The following is a 15,282-nucleotide window of genomic DNA, read 5'->3' on the forward strand; positions in this document are numbered from 1 at the left end:
CAATTCAGTAGTGCGCGACACACCGGGGGCAATATGAGCGTCGAATCACTTCGCGAGCGCGACACCGCGGCTATTCCTCATCCCCGCTGGCGACTACCGGTACTCGGTGACGTGCTCGGCATCAACATCCGCAAGCCATTGCAGAATTCGATGGAGATCGGGAAGACGCTCGGGCCCATCTTCGAACGCGATGTCCTCGGTAACCGCTTCGTGTTCGCCTCGGGCGCCGACATGGTGGCGGAACTGTCGGACGAGTCCCGTTTCGCCAAACACCTCGCTCCCGGCGTCGCCTCCTTGCGGGAGTTGGGCGGAGACGGGCTGTTCACCGCCTACAACCACGAGCCCAATTGGAGCAAGGCACACAACCTGCTCGCGCCGGCCTTCACGAAGCCGGCGATGCGCTCGTACCACCGTACGATGCTCGACGTCGCCGACGAGTTGACCGAGTACTGGGACCGCCGCACCGACGGCACACCCGTGGACGTGTCTTCGGACATGACCAAGCTGACCCTCGAGACGATCGGCCGCACGGGCTTCAGCTATTCGTTCGACTCGTTCGAGCGTCCACGTCCGCACCCATTCGTGCAGGCAATGGTGGGCGCACTCAGCCATTCGCAGCGGACGACGTTCGTGAAGACGTCCGCGATCGGGCGACTCCTGACACGCAGGGCGGATCGCCGCAATGCGAGAAATCTGGAGTATCTGGCCGAAGTGGTCGACGAGGTGATCCGGGCCCGCCGAGGCAGCGGCAACGCGGGCCCCGAGGACCTGCTCGAACTGATGTTGCGGGCGGCCCGGGAAGATCACCCCGACAAGATCGACGAGTTGAACATCCGTCATCAGGTGGTCACCTTCCTCGTCGCGGGACACGAGACGACTTCCGGCGCGCTGTCTTTCGCCCTCTACTACCTCTCTCGTCACCCCGAGGTGCTTGCGAAGGCTCGCGCCGAGGTCGAGGAGGTGTGGGGCGAGGAGACACCGGAGTTCGAGCAGATCGCCAAACTGCGGTATGTGCGACGAGTGCTCGACGAGTCGCTGCGGCTGTGGCCCACGGCGCCCGCCTACGGCCGGGAGGCCACCGTCGACACCACCCTCGTCGGCAAGTATCCGATGAAGGTCGGCGACTGGGTCCTCGTCCTCATCCCCGCGCTGCACCGCGACCCCGTCTGGGGGGACGATCCCGAGGCCTTCGACCCCGACAACTTCTTGCCCGAACACATCCGGTCGCGTCCCGCGCACGTGTACAAGCCCTTCGGAACCGGCGAACGCGCCTGCATCGGAAGACAATTCGCGGTACACGAGGCCGTGCTCGTTCTCGGGACCATTCTGCGCCGCTACGACATCGTGGGTGCTCCGGATTATCAGTTGAAGATCGCCGAGCGGCTCACCCTCATGCCCGAGGGCTTCACGCTCCAGCTGCGACGCCGCTGACCCTCCGACTGCAGCGTTGCGGCGGTCGGACGTCACGGCAAGCTCACCCGGTTGCGCGCGCGAGCGCCTCGTCGACGACGTATTCGGCGATGGCAAGCGAGGACGTCGCACCCGGGGAGGGCGCGTTCCGGACGTGAATGACGCGGTGCGCCCCGGTAATGACGAAGTCGTCCTCGAGGCTTCCGTCGGCGTTCATTGCCTGGGCCCGTATCCCCCGGGGACCACGGGTGACGTCCGTGCGACACACATCGGGCACGTACTTCTGCGCCTCCCGCACGAACGCCTCGGTACTCAGGACGGTGCGGGCTTCACGCACGGCTGCCGCTACGTTTCCGCGGGCGAACCGCCAGAACCCCGGAAATCCGATCGCCGACGCGGTATCGCGCACCGACCAGTCCTGCCACGTGTATGCCTCGCGGCCGAGCGCGAGGAAAGCGTTCGGGCCGAGCATGATCCGGCCGTCGATCCGTTTCGTGAGATGCACGCCGAGGAACGGATAGCGAGGGTCCGGCACCGGATAGATCAGCCCCTTCACCAGCGACGAACGGTCGGGTTGCAACAGGAAGTAGTCGCCGGAGAACGGGACCACGCGCGGTGATCGGGACTCACCGGACAGTACCGCGACGCGGTCCGACTGTAAGCCGGCGCAGGTGACCACCAGATCGAACGACTCGGTCCCGTGGGAGGTGGTGACCAAAGCCTCCCGCGCCCGGCTTTCCAGCCCCACCACTTCGGTCCCGAGTCGTACCCTTCCACCGGCCGCGCCGACGTCTCCTGCGAGCGCCTCCGCCACCGCGACGTAGTCGATGATCGCAGTTCTCGGGGAATGGATCGCGGCGACTCCGCGTGCGTGCGGTTCGATGTCCCGAATCGCGCCGCCGTCGAGCAACCGGACGTCCGGCACCCCGTTGGAAACGGCACGCTCGAATATGGCGTTCATACGAGCTATTTCAGTGGAATCGTGGGCGATCACCACTTTGCCGCATTCCTCGTAGGGCACACCCTTGTCCTGTGAATACTGCCGGAGCAGGGTGACACCACGCAGACACAGCCGGGCCCTGAGGCTGCCGGGGGTGTAGTAGAGACCGGCGTGGACGACTCCGCTGTTGTGGCCGGTCTGATGGGCCGCAACACGGGTCTCCTTCTCGAACAACGTCAACTCGAGGCCGTCGATCCGGTGCAGGAGTTCCCGGGCGACCGCCAGACCGATGATGCCGCCGCCGACGACGGCCGCACGAACTTTCGCCATGAGCACCCCTCCGTATATCGAATTCGAGATATCATCGATGGTATGTCGACCGAACCTCGGCGCACTTCCTTTCCCGGATTGGAACACCTGTCCGGCCGGCGTCGAGCGCTCCTGGACGAACTGGTCGCAACCCGGCTCGAGCACCGACTGACCCAGACTGACATCGCGGCACAGATGGGCACGTCGCAGTCCGCGATAGCACGCCTCGAGCGCGGTGACATCGATCCTCGGCTCTCGACGCTCGAACGGTATGCGGCGGCCGTCGGCCGGACTGTCGACTGGACGATCTCTGCACAACAGGAGTCATCACCATGATTTGGCCACCACCCTCACCGCCGCCCGTCCCGCCGTTCCACACACCGTGGCAACCGGATCCGCCGCAGCCACCCGCGCCGATGCACGTCACGTCGGTCCCCGCTCCCAGTTCCGACTGGCTCGCCGAGCGCCTGTTCGATCAACGGATCGTGACGTTGACCGGCAGACTCGAGAGCGAAGCCACCAACCGCGCGGCGGCGTCACTCGCCCTGCTCGACGCGTCCGGCGACGGGGCGGTCCAGGTGTGGCTGCGCAGCGTCGATGCCGATGTCGACGCAGCCGCCGCCCTTCTCGACACCTTGGATCTGATGAGCGTGCCGCTGCACGTCCACTGCCAGGGCGTCGTCGCGAGCGTGGCGGTCGCGCTCCTGTCTCCCGCCGAGAAACGGACGGCAGCACCCCACGCCACCTTCCACCTCCGCGAACCGCGGACCACGTGTGCCGGTCCGGCATCGGACATCGCCACGGCCACCGAACATCACTCGCGGCAACTACGCAGACTGCAGGGTCGTATCGCCGACTCCTGTGGACGTCCCGTCGACACCGTGATCGACGACATGCGCGCACACCGAATTCTCTCCGCGGACGAGGCTCGGGACTACGGGTTGATCGACACCGTCACCGGCGCCCGCGCTACCGAAGAGGAGTAGCCCGGGCTGATCACCGGGGCCCTTCCGCTCCACACGGGCGTCGCCACGGAGGCCTCTTGCGCCCAAGACCTCGACCGGAGAATCATCCGAGGATGACGGTCGAACGATCGCGCATCACGGTTCACGGGGTCGTGCAGGGCGTCGGCTTCCGCCCGTTCGTCGCCCGACTCGCCGACGACCTCGGTGTCAGCGGCCACTGCGGCAACGACGACGTCAGCGTGTTCATCGAGGTGGAAGGTCCCGCCGCGTCGTTGTCGGAGTTCACCCGCAGGCTCCGCGCGGACGCGCCGCCGATGGCGGTCATCGTGGACGTGGCCGTCGAAGCGGTACCGCTGCGGGGCGACGACGCGTTCCGGATCATCGACAGCCGTCACGTCGCCGGTGCGAGAACGCTCGTCTCACCCGACGTGGCGACGTGCGCGGATTGCCTCCGCGAGCTGGGTGATCCGCAGGACCGCCGGTACCGCCACCCGTTCATCAACTGCACGAACTGTGGACCTCGTTTCACCGTGATCACCGACCTGCCCTACGACCGGCCCAACACGACGATGGCCGAGTTCCCGTTGTGTGAGCGGTGCTCGGCCGAGTACCGCGACCCCGATGATCGCCGGTTCCACGCGCAGCCGGTCTGCTGCCCCGACTGCGGTCCGCACCTGTTCGCCGAAGTGGACGCTGAACGTCTCACGGGCGATGACACCGTACTGCTCGCCGTGCAGGGGGCGCTGCAGGACGGGAGGATCGTCGCGGTCAAGGGTCTCGGCGGGTTCCATCTCGTCTGCGACGCCACCGACAGCGCGGCGGTCGCGACCCTCCGCAAGCGCAAGCATCGGCCGGACAAGCCGTTCGCGGTGATGACGGCCGACCTCTCCGTGGCGCGGGAACTGTGCCGGATCTCCGAGTTCGAGACTGCCCTGCTGCAGCATCCGGCCCGGCCGATCGTCCTGCTGCGCAAGCACGGCTCGACTTCCGTGTCCGAGGGCATCGCTCCCGGCATCGACGACCTCGGTGTGATGCTCCCCTACACGCCGCTGCACCATCTGCTATTCGCGCGCACCCCGGGCGGCCGGGTGACACCGCCGCGGACGTTGGTGATGACTTCCGGCAATCTCAGCGGTGAACCGCTGTGCTTCGACAACGACGATGCGCGCACGCGGCTTCGGAGCATCGCGGACGTGTTCCTGATGCACGACCGCCGCATCGCCGTGCCGTGCGAGGACTCGGTGCTGTCGGTCGACGGTGACACCGTCCTGCCGATCCGGCGATCCCGCGGCTACGCACCACTGCCGGTCGTACTCCCGGAGCACAGTCCGGAGGTGCTGGCGGTCGGTGCCGAGATCAAGAACACCTTCTGCATTACCCGGCAGGACTACGCCTTCTGTTCGGCGCATCTGGGCGACATGGGCAGTCTCGAAAGTCTGCGGGCGTTCGAGACGTCGGTGCAGCAGTTGACGCACCTCCACGGCATCTCGCCCGAGGCAGTGATCGCCGATGCGCATCCCGGATACTCGACCCATCACTGGGCGCAGCGGTACAGCGAGCGGACCGGCACCCCTCTGCACACCGTCCAGCACCATCACGCACACGTCGCGTCACTGATGGCGGAACAGGGATTGCTGGGCACCACGGTGCTGGGTGTGGCCTTCGATGGCACCGGATACGGCTGCGACGGCACGGTGTGGGGCGGCGAACTCCTCCTCGTCGGCCCCGACGTGCTGAGCACCCGGCGTATGGGACACCTGCAGCCCTTTTCTCTTCCCGGCGGTGATGCCGCCGTCCGCAACCCGGCCCGGGTGGCACTCGCCCTCCTGCACGAGGCCGGGATCGGGAACCTCGACGGACTCCCCTGCACGGACGCGCTGCCGGCAGCGGAACGCGCGGCGGTCGCGTCACAACTGGTGTCGGGCAGGGGCTGCGTCAGGACCACCAGCGCGGGCCGTCTGTTCGACGGGGTCTCCTCACTACTGGGTGTTCGTCACCGCGTCACCTACGAGGGGCAGGCCGCCATCGAACTCGAGGCACTCGCTCGCACCACCACTCACCCCGCCCCGCTGACCATGGACGTGGACGGCGACCAGATCGGGATCCATTCACTTCTGTCGGGCCTGATCGCGGGTGTCCGCGGGGGAACGCCTCCCGCGGAACTGGCACTCGGTTTCCACCATGCCCTGGCCGAGGCCACCGCCACGCTCGTCGACTTCGCCGTCGCCACCACCGGCATTACCACGATCGGACTGACCGGTGGAGTCTTTCAAAACCGTTTATTCCTCGGTCTGTTGAGAGCACACTGGAAGAGCAGCGGTTATCGAGTCCTCACCCACCACCGGGTGCCTCCCAACGACGGAGGACTCTCCCTCGGCCAGGCGGTGATCGGTGCCGCGGCGACCATGCGCGGACCGTGACGTCGGTAGCCCCGATCGACCGGCCCGGGGACGGGAGCGAAGTCAATGACGACCACCGAAGCGGGCGGCCACCTCGTCGACACGGACCTGTCGGCAGACCTTGCCGCCGCATCACTTGCCCTTGCGCGCAGATTCCACGACGGCGCGACGCTCTGGGTCATCTCACCTCAATGGGAGCCGCACGCCCACCATGTGGCGGTCGAATTCGTACACCCGGTGATCATGGGAAAACGCGCGTTGCCGTCGGTCGCACTCGTCGAGCCCGACCCCGTGGCGCAATCCCGGGTGGCGAGCCGGCCCGGGGACGTCCTGCTGGCGGTCGCGTCGGCCGACGAACGTGCCGTCGTGGACGCGATGCGCCGCGCCCCCGCGTGGGGCGTCGAAACCCTGTGGATCGGGGCGGGACCGCGTCCACCCGCCGGAGCGGCGAACCACATCCTGTGGGTCGATTCCGACGACCCGATGGTCCCGGCCACCGGGCGATTCGTCCTGATGTACCACCTGTTGTGGGAGCTCACGCACGTCTGCTTCGAGCACTCGGGGCTGCTGAAGCCCGACACCGAAGAGTGCACCCAGACCGGCTGCGTCACCTGCAGCGACGAGGGCCGTCTCGGCGAAGTGGTGCTGGAGCCCGCTGACGCACTCGGCCCTGCCCTGGTCCGCACCGCCACAGGTGAGGAATGGGTGGACGTCAGCGTGTTGCCCGACGTGCGGCCGAACGATCTGGTCCTCGTCCATGCGGGCGCAGCGATCACCCGACTCGACGGCACAGAGCCCCGCCCAGCAGAGCAGGAGAGGGAAGGATGACCACGCACGACTCCGAGAGCACCAATTTTCTCTACCCGTTCATCGACTCCGAGGAGACGGACGCGAAGAGCCTCCTCGACGACCTGGCCGCCTCGGCGCGTGGGAAAGCAGCCGAAAGCGCACGGCTGCAACGGGCCTCACTCGAGGAGTACGGCGAAGGCCTGACAGCGGCCGGCATCGAGATGGCCGACAGGTTTCGGCGCGGCGGCCGCCTCTACACGTTCGGCAACGGCGGCAGCTCCACCGATGCCGCGACCCTGGCGACCCTGTTCAGTCGTCCGGCGCGCGGACGCCCCGTCGCGGCCTGGTCCCTCGCCGCCGACCAGGCGGTGGTGACCGCATTGGCCAACGATGTCGGGTTCGACCTGATCTTCAAGCGACAGATCATCGCCCACGCCCGGGATCGGGACGTGGCCATTGCGTTGTCGACCTCCGGCAATTCCGACGATCTGATGACGGCGCTGACCGAGGCGAAGAGCAGAGGTCTTCTGACCATCGGATTCGCGGGACACGAAGGCGGCCGGATGGCGGTTGCCGACTACCTGGACTATTGCTTCACCATCCACTCGCAGAGCATTCATCGCATCCAGGAGAGCCACGCGATGCTCGGGTACCGGTTGTGGTCCGTCGCCCAGGAACATCTCGCGAGACCGGGAGCGTATGCATGAGCACCACCGAACCAGCCACCTCGGTTCAGCGCGAAGACCGCGTGCTCGAACGCATCGACAAGTTCCGTCAGCGTCGGCCGCGATTGCTGGACGAGGTGGTGACCCTCGCGCACGGGGCAGGCGGCAAATCGTCGGCCGCGCTCGTCGATGCCGTCTTCGTGGAGGCGTTCCGCAACGAAGAACTGGAACAGCTCGGGGACGCCGCGGCCCTGGCACTGCCTTCCGGTGAGCGGCTCGCCTTCTCCACCGACTCCTACGTGGTGCAGCCGCGGCGCTTCCCGGGTGGATCGATCGGTCACCTCGCCGTCCATGGCACGGTCAACGACCTGGCGGTGTCGGGTGCGCGGCCGCAGTGGCTGTCGGCGGCATTCGTCATCGAGGAAGGCTTTCCCATCGCGGAGCTGAAGGAGATCGTCGCCGACATGAGTGAGGCGGCGATTCTGTCCGGAGTGCAGATCGTCACCGGTGACACCAAGGTGGTGGGCAAGGGCGCCGCCGACGGCGTGTACATCTCCACGGCGGGCGTCGGTGTGATCCCCGCCGGTCGGCGGTTGTCGCCGGACCTCGTCCGGCCCGGCGACAAGGTGGTGCTGTCCGGCACCATCGGGGAACACGGGATGGCGGTCATGCTGGCGCGGGGTGACCTCGCGATCGAAGCGGACATCGCCTCGGACACCGCGCCGGTGAACGGAGTGGTGGAGGCGCTCCTCGCGGCGGCGCCGTCGACACGGTGGATGCGCGACGCCACGCGCGGCGGTGTCGGAACCGTCTGCAACGAACTCGCCAAGGCCGCCCAGGTCGCCGTCATCGTCGACGAGGAAACCCTGCCGATCCAACCGCAGGTGCTCGGTGCCTGCGACATGCTCGGCATCGACCCCCTGTATGTCGCGAACGAGGGCAAGTTCGTGGCCGTCGTCGCGGCGGAGGAAGCCGAGGCCGCCGTGACGGCGATGCGGGCGCACCCCCGCGGAGCGAATGCCGCAGTCGTGGGCGAGATTCTGAGGGAACCTCCAGGAATCGTCGCGTTGAGAACATCATTCGGCGGCAGCCGGATCGTCGACATGCTCGTCGGTGACCCACTCCCCCGGATCTGCTGAGAACCTCCCGGAGAGGAGAAACCCGATGTGTTTGGGAATACCCGGTCAGGTGGTCGACATCGTCGACGCCCAACAGCATCTGGCCAAGGTGGACGTGAACGGCGTCCAGAGAACGATCAGTGTTCGACTGCTCGCCGAAGACAACCTGGTGGTCGGTGACTGGGTGCTCGTGCATGTCGGGTTCGCGATGGCGAAGATCGACGAAATCGAGGCGCAACTCACCCTGGACCAGGTGCAGAAGATGGGCGCCGACTACGTGAACGAGATCGACGCGTTCAACTCGTCCGAGATCGCCTGAGAGTCAGAGGTAAGTGATGAAGTTCGTCGACGAATTCCGCGACCCCGCAGCGGCGCGAGCCCTGGTCAAGTCCATCACCGAGCTGGCCCGCGGTGACGAGTTCAAGTTCATGGAAGTGTGTGGCGGCCACACCCACACGATCTATCGTCACGGTATCGAGCACCTGCTGCCCGAATCGGTGGAGTTGGTGCACGGGCCCGGATGCCCGGTGTGCGTCATCCCCATGGGCCGCGTCGACGACGCGATGTGGCTCGCGGAACAGCCCGGTGTCATCTTCACGACCTTCGGCGACATGATGCGCGTGCCCGGCTCGAAGGGCAATCTCATCGAGGCCAAGGCGCGGGGCGCGGACGTCCGGTTCGTGTACTCACCGCTCGACGCCCTGAAGGTGGCCATCGACAATCCGGACAAGCAGGTGGTGTTCTTCGCGGTCGGCTTCGAGACCACGGCGCCGTCCACGGCCGTGACCCTGGTGCGGGCGCGGGCGCTCGGGGTGACGAACTTCAGCGTGTTCTGCAACCACGTCACGATCGTTCCGCCCATCAAGGCGATCCTGGAGTCGCCGGACCTGCGGCTGTCCGGGTTCCTCGGCCCGGGGCACGTGTCCACGGTGGTCGGACTGCGCCCGTACCGCTTCGTGTCCGAGGTGTATGGCAAGCCGATGGTCGTCGCCGGCTTCGAGCCACTCGACATTCTTGCCTCGGTGCACATGCTGCTCCAGCAGATTCGGGAGGGACGCTGCGAGATCGAGAATCAGTACAAGCGGGTGGTGCGCCCGGAGGGCAACGTGCAGGCCCTGAAGTTGATGGCCGAAACGTTCGAGCTGCGACCACATTTCGAGTGGCGTGGTCTCGGGTTCATCTCGCAGAGCGCACTGAAGGTGCACCGGAATTACGCGGAATTCGACGCCGAGGAGAAGTTCTCGATGCCGGGCATCCGCGTCGCCGACCCGAAGGCATGCCAGTGCGGTGAGGTACTCAAGGGTGTCATCAAGCCCTGGGAGTGCAAGGTATTCGGGACGGCCTGCACACCGGAGACACCCATCGGCACCTGCATGGTCTCTCCCGAGGGCGCCTGCGCCGCCTACTACAACTTCGGCCGGTTGCACCGCGAGACCGCGCAGCTGCTCGGGCAGCGAGCCTGACTGCCATGGTGTCGCTCGAACATTCGGTGCTGCCGGGGCACCGCCTGTTCGCGCAATACGCGCACGCCCCGAATGCGCTCGGGTATTGTGGCCCTCCGGGTTCCGAGCGACTGCAGGCGCTCGCGTGCGGTCAGGCCACCGACGTCGATGTGCTCTCGCTGGCGCGGCAGTTCAGCGGCGCCTGGCCGTATCAGCAGGTGATCGCGGAACTCGCGGGCATCGCCGACCCCCTGGACGAGCGGGTGGTCCGTGCCTACTGGACGGCCGACGACCTGATCGACCGCATTGACCGAGCCCAGTTCGGCGCAACCCTCCTCGCGCGGCTGGCGTCGACAGCGGGACATTACTGGAAACATCTGACCGGGGAGCTCCTCGTCGAAGCGGCTCCGACACACAATTTCCATGTCTTCGGCGTCTACCCGTGGTCGCGACTACTCGACACGGGGATGCCGCAACCGCTGCACGTCCTCGACTCGTGCCGCATCAGCTGGGGTGAGGTGGTGGGGTTCACGGCCGACCGGGCAGTGGTCCGTTCACGACCGCTGATGTTCGAGCACGGACAGCTCTTCCTCGGACCCGACCGGGAAGTGCCCGCCGACTACACAGTGCCCGAGGGAGCCTTCGTCCCCGACCTCGCCGTCGGCGATCGTGTCGCGGTGCACTGGAATTTCGTCTGCGACCGACTCGACGCCGCCCAGCTCGACCGCCTCGCGCAGCAAACGGAATGGCAACTTGCGCAGACCAACCGGAGGTTGAATACGGCTGGTCACTCCGGGTAGCAGTCTCCTCTGTCGGGTGTGGCCCGGATTGCGGTTTCGACGAAGTGCTGAATCTGGGCTGCAGTGCTGTCGGTGCCCGACTGCGCCGTCGAGTCGTTGATCTGAGGCCAGTGACGGGCACCGTCTTCTGGGGTTCTGGCATCCGCGGGGAGGAAGACGCCGTGGGCTTCGAGCATGCGGCTGACCGCGAACGTTCCACCGCCGGCGCCGAGGATCGTCTTGGTCGGTGCATCCTCGGAGACCAAGAACAGCGCACCGGGCGTAATCGACTCCGGAGTCAGAAGTTCGGCGGCCGTGACGTCGAAAATCGATTCGGTCATGGAAGTCGTCGCGAGGGGCGCCAGCGCATTGACTCGAATGCCCTTGGATTGCCCCTCGATCGCGAGCACGTTCATCAGGCCGACGAGCGCCGATTTGGCTGCGGCGTAGTTCGCTTGCCCGAAGTTGCCGTAGATCCCGGATGCGGAGGTCGTCATGAGAATTCGGCCATACTTTTGGGTGATCATGTGCGGCCATACGGCTTTACTGCAGTGCACGCCACCCATCAGATGGACGTCGAGGACTGTGCGGAAGTCGTCGATGCTCGCGTTGCGGAAGCTGGCATCTCGCAGAATTCCGGCGTTGTTGATGAGGATGTCGACCCGGCCCCATGCGGACAGGGCCCGGTCGACCATGGCGGTGACCTGGGGATAGTCGGTGACGTCGGCGTAGTCGGCGATTGCCGAGCCGCCGCGGGTGGTGATGTCGGCGACGACCCGGTCTGCGGGCGTGTTCGGAGTGTTGTCGGCGGAGCTTTCGTCAGCGGATCCAGCGATGTCGTTGACGACGACGTGAGCGCCGCGGGCTGCGAGGGCGCGGGCGTGGGCGCGGCCGAGTCCGCCGCCGGCCCCTGTGACGATGGCGACCTGGCCCGTGAAATCAATGGTCATGACAGTGCTTTCTGTTCAACGTTCTCAGCGACAGGGATGGCCGCGTCGGCCGCGGTATGCCGCGGTACGAGCAGCGTCAGTACGGCGCCGACGACGGCGGGGACGGCGAAGGCGAGCAGTTGCCAGGTGGTGCCGGCGCCGAGTGCGACGAAAAGTCCCCCGTAAGTGGGGCCGATGATCGCACCGATCCGGCCCACTCCCAATGCCATGCCGAGCCCGGTGGCCCGGCAGGATGCCGGGTAGAAGGTGCCGACGAAGGTGTTGAGCAGGATTTGGGTGCCCGTGGTGCCCACACCCGCGAGCAGTACCAGTAGATAGATGACCGCGAGCGGCGGGGCGGTGGCGACGAGCAGCAGAGAGACTGCGGCAATGACGAAGAAGATTGCGGTGACGGGTTTTATGCCGTACCGGTCGGCGAGTACGGCACCGATGAGTGCGCCCGCCGCGCCGCCGACGTTCAGGGTGAGCAGGAACGACAAGGCGGCGCCCAGCGGGTAACCGGCCGACTTCATGAGCGCGGGAATCCAGGTCGCGACGCCGAACAATACGAGCAGGCAGACCAGGGTCATGCCCCAGAACAGCAGCGTCGCGACAGTGCGGTCCGCGCCGAACAGTGCGCGCAGCCCGCGTCGGGGGCTGGGCGCGGCCAGAGCGGAGCTCCCGGCGTGCTGGAGGTGATAGCGGTCGGCGATCGCCGCCGCGGCCTCATGCCGGCCGCGAGCGTTCAGATAGGCCGGTGACTCCGGCAGGTATCGGAGCATCACCGGAAGGAAGACGAGTGCCGGCACCATCCCGGCCAGGAACATCGCCCGGAACCCGTACTCGGGCACGAGCCACAGCGACAGCACTCCGGCAAGTATTCCGCCGATGCTGGTGCCGACGAACCCGAGCGCCACCGACCGGGCCCGAGCACCCGGTTCGGCGAACTCGATCAATGTTGCTGCCGCGGTCGGCATCAGGACACCGGCCCCGAGTCCCACCGCAACACGCCCGACCCCGAACACTTCGGGGCTGGGTGCGAACGCGCACACCCCCATCGCCGTGGAGAAGACGAGGACGGCGGTGAGGAGAGTGCGGCGGCGGCCCCACCGGTCGGCGACGGCCGCGGCGAGCAGGGCGCCGACGAGCATGCCGACTCCGGCGAGGGAGCCGAGCATCCCAACCTGGGTGGCGTCGAGGTTCCAGGAGTCGTAGCTCAACAGTGAGGGGACCACTGTTCCGTACATCAGAAGGTCATACCCCTCGAGGACCAGTGCCATGAGGCAGAGTCCGACGACGGGCGCGGCAGGGGTGATACGGGCAGACATCGGTGTCTCCGCTCGAAGTGACATGACCACGCTGTCCCACTGGAGGCAGGTCAGAGTGAATGCATCGGTGGCTAGGGACGCGTTACGTGCAGCGGGTTTCGAGCCACGCGCCGATCTCGGCGGCGGCCAGGCTGGCGCCGGTGGGGGCGCCGTCGCGGATCGGCCCTCCGAAGTGGGTGCCGGCGACGCGGACGTGCGTTGTGTCGGTCGATCCGAGGGCGTCGACCATCATTGTGGCGTCCTCGGGGAAGCACGCCTGATCACCGGTGAGTTCGACAAACAGTGTCGGGGCGGTGACGGCGGGAGCACAGAGGAGGAAGTCGGCATTGCTGCTGAGACCCGACCAGGTAGACAGCCAGGCGTCCGGAGTGGCGAACCGTCCGAAGCCCACGAGTCCGTAGTTGGTCAGGTCGGGTCGCCGGCCGAACAGTGACCCGTAGGGACGCTCGTTCGGGCTCAGGGACAGGTCGGTGAACCTGAGGTCCGCGTCGGTGCGGTACACGCTCAGGACGCGGGGCGCTAACGCGGCGCGGCGATCCGCCGGGTCCGCGGTGTGCTTGTATCGGCGACGCGCATCGGCGGCTTCGTCGACTCGTGCGCGGGCGATCGCGTCGAGGCGGGCGATCCGGTCGTGCTGCGCTACCCGGTAGCGGGTGACGAAATCCGATGGATACGAGGAACTGTGCGGCGGTTCGGCGAAACCGTTCGCAGGATCGAAGGGGTTGAGGTCGGGATCGGCGGCGAGGGGGTCCGACTCGTCGGTGACCGACGGGTCGATCAACCGCAACAGCAGTGCCCCCTGTCCGGGGTGCGGGGCCATGAAGATCGCCGCGTCGGGCAGCGGCATCTCGGCGCCGGGGAGATCGATCGGTCGTCCCGCCGGGGTACGGGCCAATCGCTCCTCTGCCGGTAGTGCGGCCTGCTGGTGATAGAAGGCGAAGAGGGTCCCGCCTCCGGAGTGCCCGAGACTGACGACGTACTCGAACCCTTTCTCCCGCAGGAACACCTGTCCGGCCGCGGCATCCAGCAGCGCCTGCTCATGCACCAGGGCGATGTCGTTGTTGACCGACCGGGTGCCCTGCGTCCACACCGCGAACCCACGGGCGAGCAGTTCGGGAACGAGCACATGATGAGTCAGATCCTGACGCGGGTGCATCAAGGTGACGACGGTGCGCGCACCAGGAACGACCCGCAGCACGCCGGAGACCGTGGCACCGTCGGCGGTGGCGAGTTCGTGCGTCGACGTCACCGTGGCCTCGGGAGCTCGAGCAGCGTCGATATACCGGCCGGCGCCCAACCGTGAGTCCTCACTCATCGCGGCTCGACCCGCATGACGTCCTTGTCCCACTGCGTAATTCGAGACTGCGCCAGCCCGGCGACACTGCTGTACCAGACGGCGTGGCGGCAGCCGGTGGCGCGGCGGTCGATGACGATGGCCGTCTCGGAGACGATCCGGAAGTAGGGACCGACGTGGTCGACGGTGACCGCCGGATCCTGACCGGCGACTTCGGCGACCGCGGTGTTCTCCGGGACGTCGAGGACGAACAAGGTCGTCATCGGGTCACCACCTCCTTCGATTCTTGTTCCTGCTGCCAGGCGGCCGCGCGTTCGGTGATCAGTTCCGCCTTGCGAGTCAGCAGGGCGGCCATGCTGGGATCGGGGCCGGTCACCACGTCGACGAGGGCGTCGATGGTGAGGTTCGCGTCGAGATCTTCCTGCGGGGTGACCGGACGCAGCGCCCGGGTGATCTCGATCATGTACCCGTTGGGGTCATGGGTGTAGATCGACTCGATCGTCTCGTGCTGGATCTGCATCTCCACCGGCCATGCGCTGTGGTCCAGTCGCCGCCGATATTCCGTCAGGTCTTCCTCGCTGTCGACATGGATGGCCAGATGACGCGAGCGAATGAAGAAGATGGGCACGTCGTCATCGAAGCGGGAGTACGAGTCGCCCTGTGGTCCGCCGTCGAAGGGTTCGAGGCCGAAGTAGTAGAAGAAGGCGAGCCGGTCGTCGTTGCCGATGTCGAAGAAGAAGTGAATGAAGTCGGGGTGTTTCTCCGGTCCCCAGCCGGCGGCGCAGATGGAGTGTACGACCGGGAACCCGAGAACGTCGCGATAGAACTTCACGGTGGCGGCGGGATCGAAGGTCGGATAGGCGACGTGGTCAACGCCTCTGACGGTGTGCTGCAGTTCGGACATGGTGAACTCTC

Annotated in this window: 16 protein-coding genes; 10 read left to right on the forward strand and 6 right to left on the reverse strand. The window is 66.7% G+C overall.

The features are described from left to right. Positions 1-33: 33 nt before the first annotated feature. Positions 34-1,431 (forward strand): cytochrome P450, encoded by a 1,398-nt coding sequence (locus tag L1080_RS21180; protein WP_250773082.1) that lies wholly within the window; start codon positions 34-36, stop codon positions 1,429-1,431. A gap of 43 nt (positions 1,432-1,474) precedes the next feature. On the opposite strand, the gene lhgO is transcribed toward L1080_RS21180, so the two are convergent. Then, on the reverse strand, positions 1,475-2,680 hold the full coding sequence (gene lhgO / locus L1080_RS21185) for an L-2-hydroxyglutarate oxidase (RefSeq protein WP_250773080.1): 1,206 nt from the start codon (positions 2,678-2,680) through the stop codon (positions 1,475-1,477). A gap of 42 nt (positions 2,681-2,722) precedes the next feature. Here lhgO and L1080_RS21190 point away from each other — a divergent pair, with 42 nt between their 5' ends. The 9 genes from L1080_RS21190 to L1080_RS21230 all read left to right on the forward strand — a co-directional run bounded on the left by L1080_RS21190 (position 2,723) and on the right by L1080_RS21230 (position 10,837). Beyond that, positions 2,723-2,995, forward strand: coding sequence for a helix-turn-helix domain-containing protein (locus tag L1080_RS21190; protein WP_250773078.1), 273 nt, complete (start codon positions 2,723-2,725; stop codon positions 2,993-2,995). 80 nt (positions 2,996-3,075) lie between these two features. Next, positions 3,076-3,645, forward strand: a complete 570-nt coding sequence (locus tag L1080_RS21195) for an ATP-dependent Clp protease proteolytic subunit (RefSeq protein ID WP_250773184.1) — start codon at positions 3,076-3,078, stop codon at positions 3,643-3,645. Positions 3,646-3,737: 92 nt separating this feature from the next. Then, entirely contained in the window at positions 3,738-6,044 is a 2,307-nt protein-coding gene (gene hypF, locus L1080_RS21200; RefSeq protein ID WP_250773075.1) for a carbamoyltransferase HypF, read from the forward strand. A 45-nt stretch (positions 6,045-6,089) separates the two neighbouring features. Continuing rightward, positions 6,090-6,851 carry a HypC/HybG/HupF family hydrogenase formation chaperone gene (locus tag L1080_RS21205; protein WP_250773072.1) on the forward strand — a complete coding sequence of 254 codons (762 nt, stop codon included), beginning with the start codon at positions 6,090-6,092 and terminating at the stop codon, positions 6,849-6,851. Further along, the gene (locus L1080_RS21210; RefSeq protein ID WP_109326813.1) at positions 6,848-7,519 is read left to right on the forward strand and encodes a D-sedoheptulose-7-phosphate isomerase; all 672 of its coding nucleotides are present in this window, start codon (positions 6,848-6,850) and stop codon (positions 7,517-7,519) included. Before L1080_RS21205 ends, L1080_RS21210 begins: the two co-directional genes overlap by 4 nt. Continuing rightward, positions 7,516-8,616 (forward strand): hydrogenase expression/formation protein HypE, encoded by a 1,101-nt coding sequence (hypE, locus tag L1080_RS21215; protein ID WP_250773070.1) that lies wholly within the window; start codon positions 7,516-7,518, stop codon positions 8,614-8,616. The genes L1080_RS21210 and hypE overlap by 4 nt, the downstream gene beginning before the upstream one ends. A 25-nt stretch (positions 8,617-8,641) precedes the next feature. Further along, positions 8,642-8,914, forward strand: a complete 273-nt coding sequence (locus L1080_RS21220) for a HypC/HybG/HupF family hydrogenase formation chaperone (protein ID WP_109326811.1) — start codon at positions 8,642-8,644, stop codon at positions 8,912-8,914. A gap of 16 nt (positions 8,915-8,930) precedes the next feature. After that, positions 8,931-10,058 (forward strand): hydrogenase formation protein HypD, encoded by a 1,128-nt coding sequence (gene hypD / locus L1080_RS21225; protein ID WP_109326808.1) that lies wholly within the window; start codon positions 8,931-8,933, stop codon positions 10,056-10,058. A 5-nt stretch (positions 10,059-10,063) separates the two neighbouring features. After that, positions 10,064-10,837, forward strand: a complete 774-nt coding sequence (locus L1080_RS21230; protein ID WP_250773068.1) for a DUF6390 family protein — start codon at positions 10,064-10,066, stop codon at positions 10,835-10,837. Here the strand turns inward: L1080_RS21230 and L1080_RS21235 are convergent. The 5 genes from L1080_RS21235 to L1080_RS21255 all read right to left on the reverse strand — a co-directional run bounded on the left by L1080_RS21235 (position 10,825) and on the right by L1080_RS21255 (position 15,271). Next, complete coding sequence (locus L1080_RS21235) at positions 10,825-11,766, reverse strand: SDR family NAD(P)-dependent oxidoreductase (RefSeq protein WP_250773066.1); 942 nt, start codon at positions 11,764-11,766, stop codon at positions 10,825-10,827. The genes L1080_RS21230 and L1080_RS21235 overlap by 13 nt on opposite strands. Further along, on the reverse strand, positions 11,763-13,073 hold the full coding sequence (locus L1080_RS21240) for an MFS transporter (protein WP_250773056.1): 1,311 nt from the start codon (positions 13,071-13,073) through the stop codon (positions 11,763-11,765). Before L1080_RS21240 ends, L1080_RS21235 begins: the two co-directional genes overlap by 4 nt. 82 nt (positions 13,074-13,155) lie before the next feature. Beyond that, the gene (locus L1080_RS21245; RefSeq protein ID WP_250773054.1) at positions 13,156-14,388 is read right to left on the reverse strand and encodes an alpha/beta hydrolase; all 1,233 of its coding nucleotides are present in this window, start codon (positions 14,386-14,388) and stop codon (positions 13,156-13,158) included. Further along, entirely contained in the window at positions 14,385-14,630 is a 246-nt protein-coding gene (locus L1080_RS21250; protein ID WP_159919201.1) for a hypothetical protein, read from the reverse strand. Before L1080_RS21250 ends, L1080_RS21245 begins: the two co-directional genes overlap by 4 nt. Next, positions 14,627-15,271 carry a VOC family protein gene (locus L1080_RS21255; RefSeq protein ID WP_159919199.1) on the reverse strand — a complete coding sequence of 215 codons (645 nt, stop codon included), beginning with the start codon at positions 15,269-15,271 and terminating at the stop codon, positions 14,627-14,629. The genes L1080_RS21250 and L1080_RS21255 overlap by 4 nt, the downstream gene beginning before the upstream one ends. Positions 15,272-15,282: the final 11 nt, after the last annotated feature.

The organism is Rhodococcus sp. MSC1_016 (assembly GCF_023667485.2).
GTDB lineage: Bacteria > Actinomycetota > Actinomycetes > Mycobacteriales > Mycobacteriaceae > Rhodococcus_F > Rhodococcus_F oxybenzonivorans.